Genomic DNA, 18,572 nt, shown 5'->3' with positions numbered 1-18,572 from the left:
AACTACCTTCCGGTGCTATAGCGGGCAGCCACCGGGACCGCGCGGACGCTCAAACTTGTTCATACATACCGCGCTGGACTATCTGGCCATCGCGGACATGCCATTCCCCCCGGGCCATCACATGCCGTACAGCCGTGTATTCGTCAAGAACCACCAGATCCGCGTCCATGCCAACTTTCAGACGCCCTTTTCGGGGTAACTTCAGTAGATCGGCGACATTCGAGGTCAACGGAGCCAGCGCTTCGGACAGGGATACTCCCCGATCTGTAAGGTCGCGCAGGGTTTCGGGCAAAGTGTCCGACAATCCCACACCGAACCGTGTCAAATTGCCATCACGGTCAAAGGCAGGCAGGCAACCGCCACCGTCAGAGCTGATCGTAAACCGGTCCGCATTACCACCTAAATCGCGAAATTGGATGTAGGCCTCGGAGGCAGAGATGCCCGGTTCGATATGCTCACAGGGGAACGCGGTAGCGTCGATGTAGCATCCGTGCCGCGCCAGCGCGACGGCCTGTTCGAAAAGTGGCTTATTGCGATTGACATGGGTTGGATTGAAGACGCGTGCGGGAATTTCGCAAGTCGCGATAGCTTTCTCCAACATTGACAACCCCCGCTCGCCATCTCCCATATGGCAATGCACAATCCCCGCTTTTCCAGTCATCAATCCCGCGACATGCGCCTCGCTTGCAATCCGAAGAAACTCATCCAATGTCGGTTGGCTCGACCGATGATCACTGATCGCTAATTCCCCAACGCCGATGACCGGATCTAGGAACACGATATCTCCGCGGGCTGAACCGGTGAGAGTGGTTAGCGGGACATGATAGCCACCGGTGTGACACCAGGCCGAAAGCCCCTCGGCCCGCAGCCCATAGGCCTGCTGCACCAGCGTCTGCGTATTGCGGGTCAGATCGTCGGTGCCCAGGACTCCAATGACCGAAGTGACACCGGCACGTGTGAAAGAGGACAGGACCATCGGCGGCACCCGACTGGCTGGTCCGGTTTCACCGCCGCCGCCCGTGATGTGCGCGTGTCCGTCAATCAATCCCGGAACAACCGCTGCACCGTCGACGTCAATGACCTCGGCCTGAAGCTGATCCGGCAATTCGGGCGCTACGCTACCGACGTAAATGATGCGTTCACCTGCGGTGAGAATATGGCCCAAACCAAAAGGTGCAGGCGAATAGAGGTGCGCATTCTTGATAAGTCTCAACACGTTTCATATCCGTCAGTAAGAGCGGCGACATCCTGTCTTGCACCAAAAGACAGTAAAAGAACCATCCCCTATTTCGGAGAAAGCACGAATGTCGGACTCTAAGCCCTAGCGGATATTGAGGAAAATGATGGAAGACTTTTTGCGATCGCCTAGCCTTGCTTCTTGCTGTTCCAGCGAATGGCGGCTTTGCGGATTGCGACCGCGGCAATTCTAAAGGGTGTTGAGAGTCCGGTTTGGGGCCGCGATCGACGCTCACACCGCCAGGACATTCTGAATTGTTGATCGGAACTTGAACAGAGCCAGATGACCATGTCTATCGGCCATTCGCATGTGGTCGAGTTTGAAACTGAGCTCTGAAACTACTGTCTCAATTGGTCAATATCTGGAATGCAGGATTTTCTGGTAAGAGGCAGCTTCGTCGCGCCGTCCGCGCGTTTCTGGAAGATATTGTGATGAAGAAGTTTGATTTTCGGATGCGTCAGCGTTCCTACGACTTCGAAAGGCCAGGCGCTGCGTGACAGCGGCCTGCCAAGCTTTCGGGCTTCTGCGTGGATTGAAATCGAGTTCTTTTTCCAATCCAGCTCGCCACGGGCAACTAGTTGAACTTTTTTGGTCTCGGCGACAAACGAGCTGAAAGAGACGTTGCCTGCATCGACTTTAATAGGCACGGCAAGGCATGTGATCTTACTGTATCCTTTTCTGAGTTCTTCAGAAAACAACCATGGAAATATACCAAGGCCGGACAGTTCGAGAAGACTGGTTGCAATCCCACCATTTGACATCAGAATCGAAGCAGAACCCTTCATAGAGTTCAAGTACACGTCTAGTGAACGCCTGTTTCCGACAAACTCGAAACTCCCATGGAGCCGCCCCTCAGCCGCGTATTTGACCTTGAATGCATCCAGGACGTCTGCCAGATTCCAGTCTTTCGTTGTGCCTTGAATTGAAAGAAGCTGGGGTGTCTTTGCCACGTTCATCTTCGCCGTGCCGGAGAAATGACCACCATCATAGGCTACGTCGACCGGCCCAAGTTGTGCGATGCCGTCCTTGGCCGTGAGTTGGCTGGACAAGCTGGTTATCGCCCGTTGGCCTTCAATTTTTTTGATATCAATGGTTACATCAACATCCTGATCGAGCAGAAAATCCTCTACTTCTATCAGATCAGAAGCCTTGGCTTTCGACCTAGCGGATTTTGCTTCTTCGGTACCGCGCTGTCGGAAGCTTGCTCCAATTCGCGAAACGATGGAAATAGCATTTTTGACATCCTGAAGCACGATACTCTGGCTGGAAACCTTGCCTTGCGTTTTGGGTCGCGCGCCAGCTACGGATGTCTCCAACTTGGCATTCAGCTTCGACTTTCCGGTTAACAGCGCGATGACACTTGAGAACTTCTCTTTTTTTCCATTTGCGGACAGGCTGAACTTCAACGGCCCGGCATTGATCTTTTTCAGGTTAAGGGCGCTCAGGAACAAAGCACTGTCTTTGACATCTAGGTTGAAATCAAAGGACAGATTCTCAAAATCATCTACATTTCCAAGCTTTGCCTGAGTTTTCAGCTCCCATACGTCGGTATCTACTGTCTGCGCATCAAACTCGTTGAGACTGAGGAACCCTTGCAAATCATCGAAAGAAAAATTGCCCTCTATGCTGCCAAGCGTTTTTGCGTCTTTCTCGTCTTGGTCTCGAAAGACCACCGAAGCTGGTATCGACATAGTGCCGCCAAAGTCGATGTCCTTCAGCCGCAGCAGGTCTTTGATGTTCCCTTGAGCGGTAACGTATGGCCGATCCTGCGGCCCGGCCTGCAACGCGATGTCTTCAAGCATCAGATTGCCCTCATTAGCCCGAAATACGCGACCAATACTGACTGGGCCGACCCGCTTTAATTCATTGTCGAATGCGTTTGTTGTTAAAATCAGATCCTGAAACTCCAATGCGCCATCCGTACCAACAATATGAGTTGATAAGTCGGTCAGCTTCAAATCCTTCAGATCCGTGGCTGTTTCAGGTGGGTTTCCCTCAGGATAAAAGCGTCCGTCGACAGTCAGATCTATACCCGCAAAATCTAACAAATCTCCGACAGAACCCTCCGCTGTCAGCTTTTGACCTTTAGAAAGGTTTAAAGCTGTTGTGATATCTGTAATTTTCAGTTGTGGGTTCTGGCTGCGTATCTCTGCTGCCAAGGTTGCTTGCCCCTCAAGATCACGGTCGAGCCTCAGCACTTCGAGTAAGTCGCCAATTTCGCCTGTGTCCAACGTCAGTTTGCCATCGAAACCGCCACCATTCTGCGATGTGATCGGAGCCCCGTTGAAATCAAGCTTCATCGCACCGAAGTTTGCAGTTGTCGTGAATGGTTGACCTCTTGGATAATCGCCTTTGATTTGGAAGTCCTGACCGTTCACGGTTCCGTGGCTTGTAACGGTAACACCCGCATCATCATCCACTTGATCCAAGTGTAGATTTGTTAGGTTGAAATCGAATTCAAAGCCTGTCGTATTATTTTCGACGATCAGCGCAACCGAAGTGAATGCGGCTGTTTTATCGCTCAAGAAGTCAAGAATGCCGTCAGTGTCATTCTGCAGCCCCGACGTCGTCAAACTGACCTCAGGTCGATTGTTTGCTGTCCAACTGTGCGTCCCGTTCTTGTTAGTCAGCATTCTGACTTTCAAGCCGTCTACAATCAAGTTGTCGATATCAACCTGGCCTTTGATCAACGCCGGCAGGTTCAGTTCTAGCTTAAGGTCCTTCAGCGTCGCCAAACTCACATTGGCAATTGTCTCGCTTGGGACTTCAACTGCGGTTGCATGGATGTGGCTTGTTGCACCCAGAACGATGCTGACATCTCCTCGTATAAACAACGTTTGACCGATTTGGTCTGAAAGCACCCTCTCTAAAATTGGAACCCGAAGCTCCGAGAAGAAAGGCAACGCCAATACAGACCAACCAAGCGCTATCATAAGAGCACAGAACAGAACGGCACGTCCGGCTATTCGTAAAATCACCTTCATAACGCCCAATCTTCTTCGCTGCACATCGCCGACGCTTGTTCAGAAACGCCTGTACCGGGATCGTACAGAACGGTGGTGCTAGAAGAAACAAAATTGAAACGGGCATAGAAAGTGCCACTCAGTGGGTGAATGCTGATCAGCCAAAAATGTTTGCTAACAAGATTTGCTAAAACGTCGCACTGAGGCAGTCGGGGAGATGCTATTTGTTTCAGGCAGATAAAATCAGCCGGGTCTTGTCAGAAGAACTTTGCTTGAGCGGGGCAGGGCGCTCTCGTAGCCTTCGCGCACGATTAAACAATCGCCATTCAAATACTTTAAAACCAGTCCAGAGGTCATTCGTCTGGCAGTCATGCTGTACATTCGGTTCCCACTATCGCTTAGAAACGTGGAAGATTTGCTGCATGAAAGCGGGATCGATGTCAGCCACGAAACCGTCCGCTATTGGCGGAACAGGTTCGGCCCGTTGTTTGCCGCTGAGATCAGACGGAAGCGTGTCCAGCAACTGCGCGCGTTCTCCAAATGGAAGTGGCACGTGGATGAGGTATTCTTGAAGGTGAATGGCAAGCGGCATTATCTTTGGCGGGCTGTTGATCACGAAGGCAAGGTGCTGGAAACAGTCGTACCAAACGTCGAAACAAGCAGGCGGCATTGAAATTCCTCACGAAATTGATGAAGCGACACGGTAAAGCGGAAAACGTCGTCACGGATCGCTTCGCATCGTATCGGGCCGCTCTCAAGGAGCTTGATGCTACCGCAAGACAGCAGACGGGCAAGTAGCTCAACAACCGCGTTGAGAATTCCCACCTGCCATTCCGACGAAGCGAACGCGCCATACAACGTTTCAGGCGCATGCGAAGCTTACAGAAATTTACCTCCGTCCACTCCTCCGTCTACAACCACTTCAACCAGGAAAGATCACTAGCCAGCAGAGATACATTCAAGCTGACACGCACCGCCGCTCTCGCCGAGTGGCGCGATCTGGGTGCGGCGTAAAGGGCAGCTGTACTGGTCTAGCTAAGACCGGTTCGAATTTGTCTGACAGCACCGTTTCTGGCTCTACCACGGGCGCAACTCCTGTTCCGCAGTTGCCAAGATGCCCAATGCGGCTGTCTCGCCAAGTCATTTTAAAATTGCAGTCGGCCTACGCCGATTTATTCTGTGCCTTTTTGCCAGTTTTAGTTGGCTTCCCTCCATGTTGTCCGGCAGTGCCGTTGAGTGCTTGGTGCCAAGCAGGTTTCTTGACAGGGTTTGCACCTGGGCGCCTTGCCTTGGGCTTTTTGGATTTAGGCATTGGGTGTCCTCTCTCGGTTTCAGGCAGGCATAGAAGGTTTGAGACCGGATTGATACCACCCAGTTCGGGCGTGGACATGACGTTAAGCAAGAGAGACCGAAGCAGTTCAATCGTTCCTCCATGTGAATTCTCATCAAGGTTTGTTTTGCCCCAACAACAAAACCGATCATTTAGGAATGCTGCGTCGTGCATGAACGGCAGCAATGGCGGGCTTCGGTCCAGAATAACTGGGTCCAGCCGATCGACTGCTTTTGGCCTTGCTCAACCAGTTCCAGCATGCGCGCCACGTGGCATCGTACGCCTGCACTCGGTTCAAATTGCCGTCGGCAAAGGTGTTCAAATCCCAATTTCCATTCTAGGGTTGTCATAAACTCAATCAGAGGAATTCAATGTGTCGAGCTCAAGAATTGAAGAAGATCTGACAATCGAAGGCAATGTCAGTTCAAGCGGGGGAGGTGTCGAAGTCAATGGCCGCGTGGTCGGCGATGTCAGCGCTGAGACGATCACGGTTCAGTTGAGCGGGTCGGTTGACGGGGCATTGTCGGCAAAGAAGGTCATGGTTGAAGGCAAGCATAAGGGCCGCTTGAATTGCGATGATCTAAAGCTTGCATCGACCTCACAAGTTCATGCGGATGTCGTGGCCAAGACGATGACAACTGAAAGCGGGGCTAAGGTTGTGGGCAAGGTCAAAATCACGGGTCAGCAATAGACCGCGTGTGGTAAAGCACGTGCAAAAGACACAGGTGTAGTCTTTGCGATTGCCGGATATCTGAATACATGTTGAGCGGCTCGACTATCTACCTGATGGACACAGCCTAGTCCTACCTGCGAGACGTAGAATTGGTCGGTAATTGTCAGAAGAAACCGGCTTGAGACGGGCAGGGCTGTTTCGTAGCTTTGCCCGATGACAAAACGTTCCCCTTTTCGCTATTTCAAAACCAGTCCTTAAATTAATCGCCTAGCTGTGATGATGTATGTCCGTTTTCCGCTTTCGCTTTGTAACGTTAAGGACCTTCTGCACGACCGCGGCATCGACATCAGCCACGAACCAGTTCGGTTTTCCAAGTGGTGCCAGCTTTGCTCCGCCTAAGTTCCGGGATTTGGTGATGAACTGAGACTGGTTCGCATTAGTTTGACAGCACCGCCACTCATCCCCGTTTCAAATCATTTGTGTTTTCTGACATTGAATTGCGCTGCAACTCGCACGTGTTGCAGCGCCTTAGAGAGCCCCGAATTGTGTTAAAAGCACCCTGGGTACAGCCCCCCCAGAAACCTACGGATCAATGCGCCTGCGCCTTCGCGGGAAAAGCTCTGCATATCGGTCAGATAATTCACCCACATACCTTCCAGCAGAGCCAGAGTTCCGCTGGTGGCATCCTCTGCTAGATCCGGATCATACCCATTCTGTTCACCAAGCTCTCTGAAAGCCTCCAGCAAGGTGTCGACAAGTTTGTGATCCTGGGTACTGCTGTAGCGGGCAATGCCTGGATGAGAGCTCGCGATGCCGCGGAAAGCGTGCCAGATTTTTGTACTGCGGGGGTTGAGCAAAACTTCTGACAGATCGGCCCCGACCACTGCCATTATCCGATCTTCCGGCGATGAATGCAGACCCAGGTCGGTCATCCGGTCCATTTCAGCATAGTACTCAGCGCTGAATTGCTGGGCCGCTTCAGTCAGCAGCTTGTCTTTCCCTCCAAAGTGCAAATGGATCATGCCACGCGACAGACCGGAGCGCTCGCAGATGCGGCTGACCGAAGTGTCGGTAATTCCAATATCAGCAATAGTGTCCAGAGTCGCCTTGATCAGCAACTGTCTGTTGGCCTCTGGATCACGCCTTACACCGCGCTTTCTCTCTTTAAGTGTCTTGTCTTTTTTCAATGATTCCATGTGTTTGAGGTCTACTCAGAGGGTCGGTTCACAGGAAGATTGACACGAAAGGCCTTTCTGGCGCAACATTTAATGGACGATCGTCCATTAGTGACTCGTTAAAAAATCGGAAATGGAGGTTGGGTGATCTTTCGTAGCGAAGCGTCCCGGGGCTATACCCTCAGCGCACCAGCCACGGCCTATGTGGGCTTTCTGGTGGCGGCGCCATTGGTGATCTTGGTCGCCTATTCGTTCTGGACCCAATCCTATGTGACGCTCGACAAGACACCGACCCTGAAAAACTATCGCGATGCGTTTGCGGACCCGCTGGTTCGTCACCTGATGTTGCGATCGATCTGGATCGCCGGGGCGGTTACCGCAGTTACCGTCGCACTGGCTTATCCAATCGCATATTTCATCGCGATGAAGGCGCGCAAGAAGACCATCTGGCTTCTGCTCATTACCATTCCGTTCTGGTCCAGCTACCTTCTGCGCGTATTTGCCTGGAAACTCATCCTCGGATTCAACGGTGTGATGAATTCTGCGCTGTTGATGCTGGGTCTGATCGACGAACCGCTCGATTTTCTGCTTTATAATGAATTCGCCGTCGTGCTGACGCTTGCCCACGCCTGGGCACCGTTTGCGATCCTGCCGATCTATGTCTCACTGCAGAAAATCGACCCCAGCCTGTTGGAGGCCGCCACCGATCTGGGCAACGGCCCTATTAGACGTTTCATGCGCGTGACGCTGCCGCTGACAATCCCGGGTATTATTGCCGCCTGCCTGATTATCTTTATCCCGACCGTCGGCGATTACGTGACCCCGGCGCTGGTCGGCGGGTCGGACGGCAAGATGATTGCAAATCTCATTCAGGTTCAGTTCGGGGCTGCCAACAATTGGCCCCTGGGTGCCACGTTGTCACTGATCGCGATGCTCTCGGTCGGATTTGTCGCCATTGTATTTGTCCTTACCGCCACGCGGCTGGGGAGGCGGATCAAATGAGGCGTCCTTCGACCCTGACGGCATATGCTTTTCTGTATCTTGTGTTTCTGTACTTGCCGGTTCTCTTCCTGCCGTTGTTCTCGTTCAACAGCGGCACAATCGTGGCCTTTCCGATAAAGGGCTGGACGCTGGACTGGTACCGAAAGCTGGGCGAGCAGGACACTTTGATCCAAGCCCTTTGGAATTCGCTTGGCGTCGGCACAGTTGTCGCAATTCTATCCACGGCCATGGGTCTTTTTGCCGCCCGGGCCTTTGTTCGGTACCGTTTTCGGGGGCAGCGCGCGGCTGAAGGTCTGGTAATGCTGCCCCTGGTCATCCCTGGCATCATTGTCGCTTCTTCGATGTTGGTTCTGTTTCTGTTTCTTGGCCTCAAACCATCTCTTTTGACCGTTGTACTGGGACATACCTTCCTTGCTCTGCCGTTCTCTGTCTCGATCCTGAAATCAGCTTTCGATGACTTCGACGCGTCATTAGAGGAGGCATCCTATGATCTCGGTGTCGGCGTATTTGAGACTTTCCGCCGCGTGACGCTGCCTGTCGTAACCCCGGGCATCGTGGCCAGCATGCTGGTCACATTCACGGTGAGCTTCGACGAGTTTGTCCTCGCCTTTTTCCTTTCCGGGAACCAGCCAACCTTGCCGGTTTATATCTGGAGCCAGATCCGCTTTCCGGCCAAGCTGCCCAATGTTCTGGCGCTCGGCTCTATCTTGCTGCTTACCTCGGTTCTGCTTTTGGTGCTGGCCGAGTATTTCCGCCGCCGCTCTTCCGCTTCAGAGGTCCGATGACAGACAGAAACATCATAGAACTCAGGGGCGTTGAAAAGCGCTACGGCACGTTTGTAGCCGCTGCCGGGATCAACCTCGATCTCAAGGAAGGCGAATTTTTCTCTCTCCTCGGCCCTTCTGGGTGCGGCAAGACCACGGTTTTGAGGATGATCGCTGGCTTTCAGGAACCAACCAAAGGCTCTGTTCTGATTGATGGTCAGGATATGGAAGGTGTGCCTGCAAACAACCGACCAACGAACATGGTTTTTCAGAGCTACGCCATCTTCCCGCACCTGAATGTCGGAAACAACGTGGCCTATGGCTTGCGGGGCAAGGCGCCCAAGGCCGAGATCGACCAGCGCGTGGCCGAAGCCTTGGAAATGGTCGAGCTGGGCGGTCTTCAGGACCGCGGCGCAGGCGAGTTATCCGGTGGGCAGCGGCAAAGGGTGGCTCTTGCCCGGGCGTTGATCATGCGACCTAAGGTGTTGCTGCTGGACGAGCCCTTGTCGGCACTTGATAAGAAACTGCGAGAGCAGATGCAGTTTGAAATGCGCAATCTGCAGCAATCGCTTGGTATCACCTTCGTGATGGTTACCCACGACCAATATGAAGCGATGACAATGTCTGATCGTATTGGCGTGATGTTCAATGGGCGGCTCAAACAAGTGGACACTCCAACCACGCTTTATGCCCGCCCCTGCGATCAGCAGGTAGCCAGCTTTATCGGCGAGATGAACATTTTGCCCGCCCAACTGCTGGACGAGACTGGCGATACGCTTTCAATCAATGCAGCCGCTTTTGGGCGTATGGAGATTGAGAGAAATCCCAATGTCGCGACCAGCGACAGGAACATGAACATCGGTATTCGACCGGAACAACTAGAGATCGCCGCTGAAAAGCCCGAGGACTATCCATCTACGGTACAGGGCACCGTCAGCAACGTCGCCTTTTATGGTGAGAACATTCACTACCATATTCAGGTTGCGGGAACCGAGACACCAATCTCGGTGTCGGTTCCGAACTATTTTCACACAGTCGATTTCAATCGCGGCGATGCGGTTTGGCTGGGGCTTCAGGGCGCCAGCGTGATCGATCTTGGTCAAAGTACAGAATAAAACAGTGGGAGGATAAAATGAAACTTCAAGGAATTGCGGCCTTCGCGTGTGCGACTGCAGTAAGTACAGGAAGCACCTTTGCAGGTGGTGCTGATCTGACGGTTTTTGACTGGTCGGGATATGAAGATCCCGGCTTCTTTGCCAGCTATATGGAAAAATACGGGAATGAGGCGCCAAGCTATTCCTATTTCGGAAGTCAGGAAGAAGCCTTTACGAAACTCAGTTCGGGTTTCGCCGCAGATCTGGCGCATCCCTGTTCGGACGCGGTCCGAAAATGGGTCGCAGCTGATCTGATCCAGCCACTTGATGAAAGCAAGTTGACCAACTGGGCCGATGTGCTGCCCGAGATCAAGGAAGTGGATGCCATCGTTCTGGACGGCCAGCTATACATGTTGCCGTTCGAGTGGGGGAATACGGGCCTAATTTATCGCACCGACAAGATATCGGGAGATGATGTTTCACTGCAGTTGCTGGCTGACCCGGCTTATGCTGGCAAGATCGCCGTCCCGGATGCCGCGTCGTCCGCATATGCGTTGGCGGCGTTGGCCACCGGAAATGCTGATGACTACACTAACCTGAGCGATGAACAGTTCAAGGAAGTCTCGGATTTTCTGCGTTCGATCCACCCGAACGTGCGCTTTTACTGGTCTGATGCGGGTCAGTTTGACCAGGCGATGACCAGCGGTGAAATCGAATTGGGTTGGGCCTGGAACCAGTCGGAGTTGAACCTGATCTGGAACGAGGTTCCTGCCGCAATGATGCGTGACGTCGACAAAGGCATCGCGACATGGGCGTGTGGTTACGTGCATCTGAAATCTTCCACGACACCGGTCGATCAGGTCTATGATCTGTTGAACGCGCTCACTGACCCTGCCAGCGGTCAGTACATCATCGACAATTGGGGCTACCCGCATTCCAACGCAAAAGCGTTTGAAGTCGCCGATCAGGCCAACATCGAAGCCTATGGTTTTGCGGATCCAAAAAGCTTCTTCGAGGGCAGTTTGTTCTTTGATGCAGTTAACCCCGGACTCGAAGCAAAAATGCTGGCGGAGTTTGAACGGATCAAAGCCGGCTTCTAACACAACCACTTTTCCGGGGCCTTACGGCTCCGGATCCCAGATACAGGAAAACGCGTGAACATGTCGAACGCGAACCCATATGCTCTGCTTTTCGAACCGATTCAGATCGGCCCGGTCACAGCCAGGAACCGCTTTTATCAGGTGCCGCATTGTACTGGGTTGGGGCACGTCCGACCCCGAGCCGACGCCGCAGTGCGTGGAATGAAGGCTGAAGGTGGTTGGGCGGTGGTTTCCAATCAGGAGACCGAGATCCATCCGACCTCAGATCTGTCCCCCTTTGCTGAGGGGCGGTTATGGGACGGACGCGATATTCCCGCGTTGCGGCTGATGACGGATGCGGTACATGCGCATGGGGCGCTGGCAGCCATCCAGCTGGTGCACAATGGCAACCATGCGCAGAACCTGCTGACCCGGGCTCCGGTTCTTGCACCTTCTGAGATGTCCGTCGATACGACACATCCCAAGCAGGCACAGGCCATGGATAAGGCGGATATTCGGGAATTCCGCCGCTGGCATCGCGACGCTGCTCTTCGCGCGAAAGACGCCGGGTTTGATATCATCTATGTCTACGCCGGGCACAACATGACTCTGGCCCACCATTTCATGCTTCCGCATATGAACCAACGTTGCGACGAATATGGTGGATCACTTGAAAACCGCGTGCGCCTGACCCGCGAACTGCTTGAAGACACACATGAGGCCGTGGGCGACAGTTGCGCTGTTGCGTTTCGTTTTGCCATAGACGAGGTAATCGGCGCAGACGGCATGCAGGCATCAGAAGAAGGCCGCGCTGTGGTCGAGCTTTTGTCGGACCTCCCTGATCTGTGGGATGTAAATGTGGCCGACTGGTCGAATGACAGCGCGACCACTCGTTTTCAGCCAGAGGATGGGTACCAAAACGCGTTTTTGTCCCACGTAAAGCAGATAACCCGGAAACCCGTGGTTGGCGTTGGTCGCCTAACTTCTCCTGACATGATGTTGTCGATGGTCAAAAAAGGTATTGTCGACCTTATTGGTGCTGCGCGACCTTCGATTGCGGATCCTTTCATACCCAACAAAATCGAGGAAGGGCGGGTTGACGAAATCCGCGAATGCATCGGGTGCAACATCTGTGTGTCATCTGACAATCTGGGTATCCCAATCCGCTGCACCCAAAATCCGACTATGGGTGAAGAATGGCGACGCGGTTGGCACCCTGAAATCATCGCCCCGAAAACCAGCGAGGCGAACACGCTGGTTATCGGCGGCGGCCCGGCCGGTCTTGAATGTGCAATGCAACTGGCGCGGCGCGGGTATCAGGTGACTCTGGCTGAGGCGTCATCCGAACTTGGCGGGCGCGTCGCAAAGGAATGCGGACTTCCCGGACTAAGCGCGTGGTCGCGGGTAAAGGATTACCGCGTGAACGATCTTAAACAGCGCGGCAACGTCCAGTTGTTCACCGACAGCAGGCTTGATGGAGAACAGGTGGCAGAACTTGGTATCGAGCACGTTTTTGTCGCCACCGGCAGCCGTTGGCGCTCCGATGGAATGGGCCGCAGTACGCAACGCCATTTGCCGACGATTGCGTCAGGTGCCGAAGTGCTGACGCCCGATGACATCATGAACGGCAAACTGCCTTTCGGCGGTCCGGTCGTGATCTATGATGATGACCACATATATCTGGCAGGCGTGATAGCCGAAAAACTGGCGACCGCCGGATATTCAGTGGTTTTTGTCACGCCGGACAGTCTGGTTTCCGCTTATGCAGTCCACACCTTAGAGCAACCCCGCATTCAGGCCAGACTGATCGAACTTGGTGTCGACATTCGCTGCAATCAGGTGCTGGCGGCGGTTGAAGGTGACATGGCGCGCATCAGGTGCGCCTTCACAGGGCGCGATGCCGAAATTCCGTGCGCCTCAACGGTGCTGGTCACTGAACGCCAGCGCGAGACAGCGCTTTACGACAGCTTGCGAGGGAGCGGGTTGAAAACTCTCGAACTCATTGGCGATGCCGCATCGCCTGGGTTGATCGTCGACGCTGTTTTCGCGGGTCACCGCGCCGCCCGCAATTTTGAACGCCCCAAGGCAGAAGCCGAAAAAGATTGGTTTCGCCGTGAAACAATAGACTTGGCAGAGGAATCGTTATGAACAGCACAACCGAAACACCCCGTTCGCGTCGTCGCGGTGGCGGTGGGCGCGCCGCGCGCATTGCCGTTCAACAGGCGACGACCGGTAACGAGGCCGTACGAGGCGGGCTTAGTGGTGGGCGCTACAAGCCTCTTACACAGCGCGATATGGAAAACATCCACAACGCCGCGCTCAACGTTTTGGAAAACACAGGTGTCACAGATCATTTCCCCGAGCTTCTCGATCTTGTGCTGCCCAAAGGGGCGGTATTGAACGACCATGGCCGCTTGTGTTTTCCCCGTGCATTAATGGAGGACATCCTCGCTGGTGCGGCAAAGGGATTTTATGTCTACGCGCGCGGTGAGCGTGAGGGCAAAGACGACATGCATTGCAAGGCGGAAAGCGTTTACTTCGCCAACTCCGGCACCGCGGTCACGACTTTTGACTATGAAACAAAATCCTATCGCCCGAGCGATCTGCGCGACGTGTATGATTTCACACGGCTGGTGGATCAGCTCGAGAACATCCACATGTTGGGGGACACGGTTCTGGCGACCGATGTCACCGGCGATTTTGCCCATGACATGAACACCATCTACGCGATGCTGGCCGGCAGTCAAAAGCCTGCCTGCCTGACGTTCCGCGATCGCAGCCATATTCCCCACGCCATCCGAATGTTCGATCTGGCCCAAGGCGGCGAGGGCAGTTTCATGAAAAAACCCAGTGTCATTTTTGGCGGATGTCCGATGGTTTCCCCCTTGCGGATTGGCAAGGAAAACATGGAGATTCTGATAGATACGGCCAAACTTGGACTGACCGTCGATCTGGCTGTGCCGCCTCAGGCAGGGGCCACAGCCCCCGCGACACTTGCTGGGACCCTGGTGCAAACCGTTGCAGAAACGCTTGCCTGTGTCGCTATCGTCAACCTCATTACGCCTGGCTGTCCGGTCTGCTTTGCCGCCTGGCCGTTCATCACCGACCTGCGCAGCGGGTCTTTTACCGGTGGCAGCGGCGAACAGGCCCTGATCGGGGCCGCAGCCATTCAGATGGGTAACTTTTATGGCCTGCCAACCTCAGTCGGGGCAGGCATGACCGATGCCAAAATACCCGACGCGCAATACGGATTGGAAAAGGCTCTGACCTTCACGCTCGCCGCTCATGCCGGCGCAAATCGCCTGTGTGAGTTCGGCGGAATGATCGGCAGTCTGATGGGATGCAGCTTTGAGAGCATGGTCATTGATGACGAAGCGGGGGGCATGATCCTGCGATCGCTACGCGGGATCGAGGTCACGGAAGAAACCATGGCCGTAGACGTGATCCATCAATGCGCCATCGATCCCGGTCATTTCCTGGGCAACCCACATACGTTGAGCTACATGAACAGCGAGTTCGTTTACCCCCGGCTCATGGATCGTGAGCGCACAGACACATGGGAGAACGAGGGCAAAACCGACCTTTTGGAACGGGCGCGGGACAAGGCCAACACGATCTTGAACTCCCATTTCCCCAACTACTTTGGCGCAGCAGATGCGCTGGTTCGTGAAGAGTTCGCAATTGTCATGACAGCGCAGGAAATGGCGGTCCCACGTGGATAACACAAATGCGAAGCAATGGGACAACGACCACTTCCTACATCCGTGGGAGGGGATGGACACCCTGGGCAAGAACAACCGAACCCTTGTTGAAGGCGCAAGCGGCATTCACGTTGTGAGCGACGAGGGTAACAAGCTGATCGATGGCCCGGGTGGGATGTGGTGCACACAGATCGGCTATGGTCGCGAAGAAATGGCCGAGGCGATGGCGGATCAGGCGCGACAACTTGCTTATTTCTCGCCGTTCAGCAACACCAACTCGACTGCTGCGCGTTTTGCGCGCGAGATTGTCAAACGCGCGCCAGGTGACCTGAACCAAGTTTTTTTCACCACCGGCGGCTCAACGGCAGTGGATACAGCGCTTCGATTTGTCCAGTTCCGGAACAATCTGCTTGGGCTGCCTGAAAAAAAGATCATCATCTCTCGCCAGAAAGCCTACCATGGCAGCACTTATCTGGCCGCCAGTGTCAGTGGAAAGGAACGTGACCGTCTGTGGTTGGACAAGGCGAACGAGCTCACCCATTTCTTACCTGACGTGAATCCCCTTTATCGTGCCCAGAATCAATCCATCCAGGACTTCTTGAACGAAAAGGTCGCCGATCTGGAAAACGCTATCCAGACGCTTGGCCCGGACAAAGTCGCGGCTTTTATCGCTGAACCGATCCTGGCCTCGGGCGGCGTCATTGTCCCGCCTGAGGGGTATCACAAACGCTGTCTTGAGGTCTGCCGGCGCAACGACGTTCTCTACATTTCAGACGAGGTCGTCACCGCGTTTGGCCGTCTGGGTCACTGGTTCGCATCCAAAGAGGTTTTCGGCATAGAGCCTGACATCATTACGTGCGCCAAGGGTTTGACCTCGGGTTATTCGCCAATGGGTGCGGCTATTATATCGGACCGGTTGATCGAAGATGTGGCTGGACAGGATGCTACATTTTCCAATGGATACACCTATTCCGGCCACCCGGTCAGCGCAGCAGCTGGTCTGAAAAGCATGGAGATCATCGAACAAGAAAGCCTTCTTGAGCACGTGCAGCTAATGACACCGATCTTTCAGAACCGTTTACGGGAACTCTCTGAGATCAGCCTTGTCACCGATACCCGAGGAATGGGGTTGATGGGATGTGTGCAATGCTCAGAGACCGGCGATGCGCAGGATGATCTCAAACGAGATTACCAGCTTGGAGCGATGATCGATGCAGAATGCCAAAAGCGCGGGCTAATATTGCGTCCCATCGTGAACATGTGCGTCTTTTCACCGCCGTTGATCATAAATGAAGCAGAAATCCATCGAATGTTTGACATCCTGAAAGCCGGGCTTCTGGCCGTATTGAAGGCCAATTGAATGGGCTCAATGATTTAACACTCAGCCTTGTTATCCAAACTTGACCAACTGCGGGTAGTAAGTGTTCGCTGTCTGAATTTATTTATTGTCATAGTTGACAATTAACTTTAGGCGGTTATTTGTCAACTATGACAATAAACGAGAGCGCCATGTCCCGCCCCAGTTTGAAAGACCAAAGATCAGAACAAATCCTTGATGCATATCTTACCTGCGTGGCCCGCTTCGGGTTGGAGGGGGCAACACAGGAACGCATCGCAGCCGAAGCTGGGGTCAAACGACCCATCCTGCGTCACTACTTGGGCAACAAGGATCAGATGACAGGGGCCCTCATAGGGTATGTCGTGGATCGGTTCGCTGAGGCGACCCATGCCTTGCAAGACGCGTTGGAACCAACGGGCACCCCGACCGATCTGATCGATCTGCTGTTTGACAAGTCCACCCCTAATGATCCGCGCGTGATGCTGGCCTACCAGTCCCTTGTCACATCCGTTGCCGATCACCCGGAGATGCGACACCCCCTTGTGGAAAGCCTGGAACATTTTCTTGGGATAATCGAAGTGGTGTTGAGGCGCGCCGCCCCCAACGCCTCGGCCACACGGGTTCGCGTCGTCTCGCAGGGGATCGCTGCCACCTATGTAAACCTGGATTCATTGACCCCACTCAGCCCGCCCGACGCATGGTGCCAGGAGCTGAAGCAGGCAGCGATGATACTTGCCGCAAGTCTGGAGGCCAACACATGAGCACCTCGCGTACTATCAATTACGTTGCCTTGCCCATTCTTCTGGTTGCCGCGGTTCTGGGGCTCTACTGGGTCTGGGGAGCGCTGTTTCTCTGGTGGTTGGTGCCGTCAATCATGACTGGCCAGACCGCGCTTGTCTTTGACATCACACGCGATCAGGACCCGATCCTGTTTTGGGTTGTGGCGATCCTTTGGGCTGTATTCGGTCTGATGATGATCGCGGCCAGCCTGTTTCCTTCCTATGCCATCTGGCTTGTTTAAGAGGTTGCCATGACCCGGATGTACCACCACCTTCCCGTTGATGCCTATACGTCTCAGGACTGGTTCGACCGCGAACAGCGGCTGATCTTCTCGCGTACCTGGCGTTATGCCGGGCTGGCAGAGGACGTGCCGGAGCCCGGACATTTTATCTCGGTACAGGCCGGGCTGAACAACATCTTTATCGTAATGGGCCGCGATCATCGATTGCGCGCGTTTCATAACATTTGCCGCCATCGCGGCACACAGCTGATCCGGGCGGTTGGGAAAACACAAAAAGCACTGACATGTCCGTATCACGACTGGACATACGATCTGGAAGGTAACCTGATTTCGGTTCCGGATGAGGCAAAGGAATATCCCAATGGTATCGACAAATCCTGTTTGGGACTGAAACCCGCCAGTGTCGATATCTGGCGTGGAATGCTGTTTGTTCATCCTGATCCAAATCCACCGAGCCTTGCGGATTGGTTTGGTGCGGTTGATCCGCTGTTGGGGCCACACAAACCCGAAGAGCTGGTGGAATACCCCGATGCCCGGCGAAGCTATGAGATCAAGGCCAACTGGAAGATCGTGGTCGAAAACTACATCGACGTCTATCACCTGAGCCATCTGCATTCGAACACGCTGCATATGTATGATCATGCGTGGGCGGAATACGGGTGGAAGGGGCTGCATTATCACTTCTGGGAACCCCCCGCGCCTGAATACGCAAAGAATCTGGAAAAAAACCTACCCACACCGCGGGCGATACCGGAACCCCATATAGGGGCCTGGGTGCCAATGCTGTTTCCCGGTATCGGGCTTGGCGCGGGCGAGGACAGCTGGAACATCTTCATCATCACGCCCTTAGGGCCTGATCTGACGCGCGTGGAAAACCGGACCAAGCTGGCGAACGCCTCAGGGTGGGAGTTTCAAAAACAGGAATGGAGCAGTTGGAGTTTCTGGAAGGATTTCGGCGGCCCGAAGTATCCTGACGGCGACGCCACCGGTGAAGACGATCCCATGGCCTCGGGTGATTTTACAGCCGAGGATATCTATGCCTGTGAGCAACAGCAAAAATCACTGACCAGCCCGTATTTTGAGGTCGGCCCAGCCGCCAATGGTGAAAGCCCGGTTGTCGGGCACCAAAAAGCGATCCTGGGCTTTCTTGAGACACAAGAGACCGGGTCCTAGGCGGTTGCTTTGGAATGACAC

General features: G+C 54.1%; 14 protein-coding genes and 2 pseudogenes. 13 read left to right on the top strand and 3 right to left on the bottom strand.

Annotated elements, in window-relative coordinates:
* Window positions 1-49: 49 nt before the first annotated feature.
* Together iadA and RUM8411_RS06980 are read right to left on the bottom strand one after the other, a co-directional pair.
* Window positions 50-1,216: a beta-aspartyl-peptidase gene (iadA, locus tag RUM8411_RS06985; RefSeq protein WP_085821954.1), complete on the bottom strand. Its 1,167-nt coding sequence runs from the start codon at window positions 1,214-1,216 to the stop codon at window positions 50-52.
* Window positions 1,217-1,575: 359 nt separating this feature from the next.
* On the bottom strand, window positions 1,576-4,221 hold the full coding sequence (locus RUM8411_RS06980; protein WP_085821953.1) for an AsmA family protein: 2,646 nt from the start codon (window positions 4,219-4,221) through the stop codon (window positions 1,576-1,578).
* 289 nt (window positions 4,222-4,510) lie between these two features.
* On the opposite strand from RUM8411_RS06980, the pseudogene RUM8411_RS06975 reads away from it, so the two are divergent.
* From RUM8411_RS06975 to RUM8411_RS22940, 3 genes and pseudogenes are all read left to right on the top strand, one after another.
* A pseudogene (locus tag RUM8411_RS06975) lies at window positions 4,511-5,214 on the top strand (IS6 family transposase).
* A gap of 689 nt (window positions 5,215-5,903) precedes the next feature.
* On the top strand, window positions 5,904-6,221 hold the full coding sequence (locus RUM8411_RS06970) for a bactofilin family protein (protein ID WP_085821952.1): 318 nt from the start codon (window positions 5,904-5,906) through the stop codon (window positions 6,219-6,221).
* A 240-nt stretch (window positions 6,222-6,461) separates the two neighbouring features.
* A pseudogene (locus tag RUM8411_RS22940) lies at window positions 6,462-6,572 on the top strand (IS6 family transposase); the annotation flags it as partial.
* Between the two features lie 179 nt (window positions 6,573-6,751).
* Here the strand turns inward: RUM8411_RS22940 and RUM8411_RS06960 are convergent.
* On the bottom strand, window positions 6,752-7,399 hold the full coding sequence (locus tag RUM8411_RS06960) for a TetR family transcriptional regulator C-terminal domain-containing protein (protein WP_085821951.1): 648 nt from the start codon (window positions 7,397-7,399) through the stop codon (window positions 6,752-6,754).
* 123 nt (window positions 7,400-7,522) lie between these two features.
* Here RUM8411_RS06960 and RUM8411_RS06955 point away from each other — a divergent pair, with 123 nt between their 5' ends.
* From RUM8411_RS06955 to RUM8411_RS06910, 10 genes are all read left to right on the top strand, one after another.
* Complete coding sequence (locus RUM8411_RS06955) at window positions 7,523-8,380, top strand: ABC transporter permease (protein WP_085821950.1); 858 nt, start codon at window positions 7,523-7,525, stop codon at window positions 8,378-8,380.
* Entirely contained in the window at window positions 8,377-9,165 is a 789-nt protein-coding gene (locus tag RUM8411_RS06950) for an ABC transporter permease (RefSeq protein ID WP_085821949.1), read from the top strand. The genes RUM8411_RS06955 and RUM8411_RS06950 overlap by 4 nt, the downstream gene beginning before the upstream one ends.
* The gene (locus tag RUM8411_RS06945; protein ID WP_085821948.1) at window positions 9,162-10,259 is read left to right on the top strand and encodes an ABC transporter ATP-binding protein; all 1,098 of its coding nucleotides are present in this window, start codon (window positions 9,162-9,164) and stop codon (window positions 10,257-10,259) included. Before RUM8411_RS06950 ends, RUM8411_RS06945 begins: the two co-directional genes overlap by 4 nt.
* 17 nt (window positions 10,260-10,276) lie before the next feature.
* Window positions 10,277-11,338: an ABC transporter substrate-binding protein gene (locus RUM8411_RS06940; protein WP_085821947.1), complete on the top strand. Its 1,062-nt coding sequence runs from the start codon at window positions 10,277-10,279 to the stop codon at window positions 11,336-11,338.
* A gap of 60 nt (window positions 11,339-11,398) precedes the next feature.
* Complete coding sequence (locus tag RUM8411_RS06935; protein WP_085821946.1) at window positions 11,399-13,465, top strand: oxidoreductase; 2,067 nt, start codon at window positions 11,399-11,401, stop codon at window positions 13,463-13,465.
* Complete coding sequence (locus tag RUM8411_RS06930) at window positions 13,462-15,039, top strand: trimethylamine methyltransferase family protein (protein WP_085821945.1); 1,578 nt, start codon at window positions 13,462-13,464, stop codon at window positions 15,037-15,039. The genes RUM8411_RS06935 and RUM8411_RS06930 overlap by 4 nt, the downstream gene beginning before the upstream one ends.
* Entirely contained in the window at window positions 15,032-16,378 is a 1,347-nt protein-coding gene (locus tag RUM8411_RS06925) for an aminotransferase (protein WP_085821944.1), read from the top strand. Before RUM8411_RS06930 ends, RUM8411_RS06925 begins: the two co-directional genes overlap by 8 nt.
* A 149-nt stretch (window positions 16,379-16,527) precedes the next feature.
* The gene (locus RUM8411_RS06920) at window positions 16,528-17,118 is read left to right on the top strand and encodes a TetR/AcrR family transcriptional regulator (protein WP_159453859.1); all 591 of its coding nucleotides are present in this window, start codon (window positions 16,528-16,530) and stop codon (window positions 17,116-17,118) included.
* Window positions 17,115-17,378, top strand: coding sequence for a hypothetical protein (locus tag RUM8411_RS06915; protein ID WP_085821942.1), 264 nt, complete (start codon window positions 17,115-17,117; stop codon window positions 17,376-17,378). Before RUM8411_RS06920 ends, RUM8411_RS06915 begins: the two co-directional genes overlap by 4 nt.
* 9 nt (window positions 17,379-17,387) lie before the next feature.
* Window positions 17,388-18,551 (top strand): aromatic ring-hydroxylating oxygenase subunit alpha, encoded by a 1,164-nt coding sequence (locus tag RUM8411_RS06910; RefSeq protein ID WP_143534842.1) that lies wholly within the window; start codon window positions 17,388-17,390, stop codon window positions 18,549-18,551.
* Window positions 18,552-18,572 lie beyond the last annotated feature (21 nt).

The organism is Ruegeria meonggei (assembly GCF_900172215.1).
GTDB lineage: Bacteria > Pseudomonadota > Alphaproteobacteria > Rhodobacterales > Rhodobacteraceae > Ruegeria > Ruegeria meonggei.
This window is presented reverse-complemented; position numbering and strand designations above follow the sequence as displayed.

Bases quoted from the DNA above. Each gene is read 5' to 3' on its own strand.
- RUM8411_RS06915 (WP_085821942.1), top strand. From the start codon at position 17,115: ATGAGCACCTCGCGTACTATCAATTACGTTGCCTTGCCCATTCTTCTG.
- RUM8411_RS06940 (WP_085821947.1), top strand. From the start codon at position 10,277: ATGAAACTTCAAGGAATTGCGGCCTTCGCGTGTGCGACTGCAGTAAGT.
- RUM8411_RS06935 (WP_085821946.1), top strand. From the start codon at position 11,399: ATGTCGAACGCGAACCCATATGCTCTGCTTTTCGAACCGATTCAGATC.
- RUM8411_RS06945 (WP_085821948.1), top strand. From the start codon at position 9,162: ATGACAGACAGAAACATCATAGAACTCAGGGGCGTTGAAAAGCGCTAC.
- RUM8411_RS06960 (WP_085821951.1), bottom strand. From the start codon at position 7,399: ATGGAATCATTGAAAAAAGACAAGACACTTAAAGAGAGAAAGCGCGGT.
- RUM8411_RS06920 (WP_159453859.1), top strand. From the start codon at position 16,528: ATGTCCCGCCCCAGTTTGAAAGACCAAAGATCAGAACAAATCCTTGAT.
- RUM8411_RS06980 (WP_085821953.1), bottom strand. From the start codon at position 4,221: ATGAAGGTGATTTTACGAATAGCCGGACGTGCCGTTCTGTTCTGTGCT.
- RUM8411_RS06950 (WP_085821949.1), top strand. From the start codon at position 8,377: ATGAGGCGTCCTTCGACCCTGACGGCATATGCTTTTCTGTATCTTGTG.
- RUM8411_RS06910 (WP_143534842.1), top strand. From the start codon at position 17,388: ATGACCCGGATGTACCACCACCTTCCCGTTGATGCCTATACGTCTCAG.
- RUM8411_RS06930 (WP_085821945.1), top strand. From the start codon at position 13,462: ATGAACAGCACAACCGAAACACCCCGTTCGCGTCGTCGCGGTGGCGGT.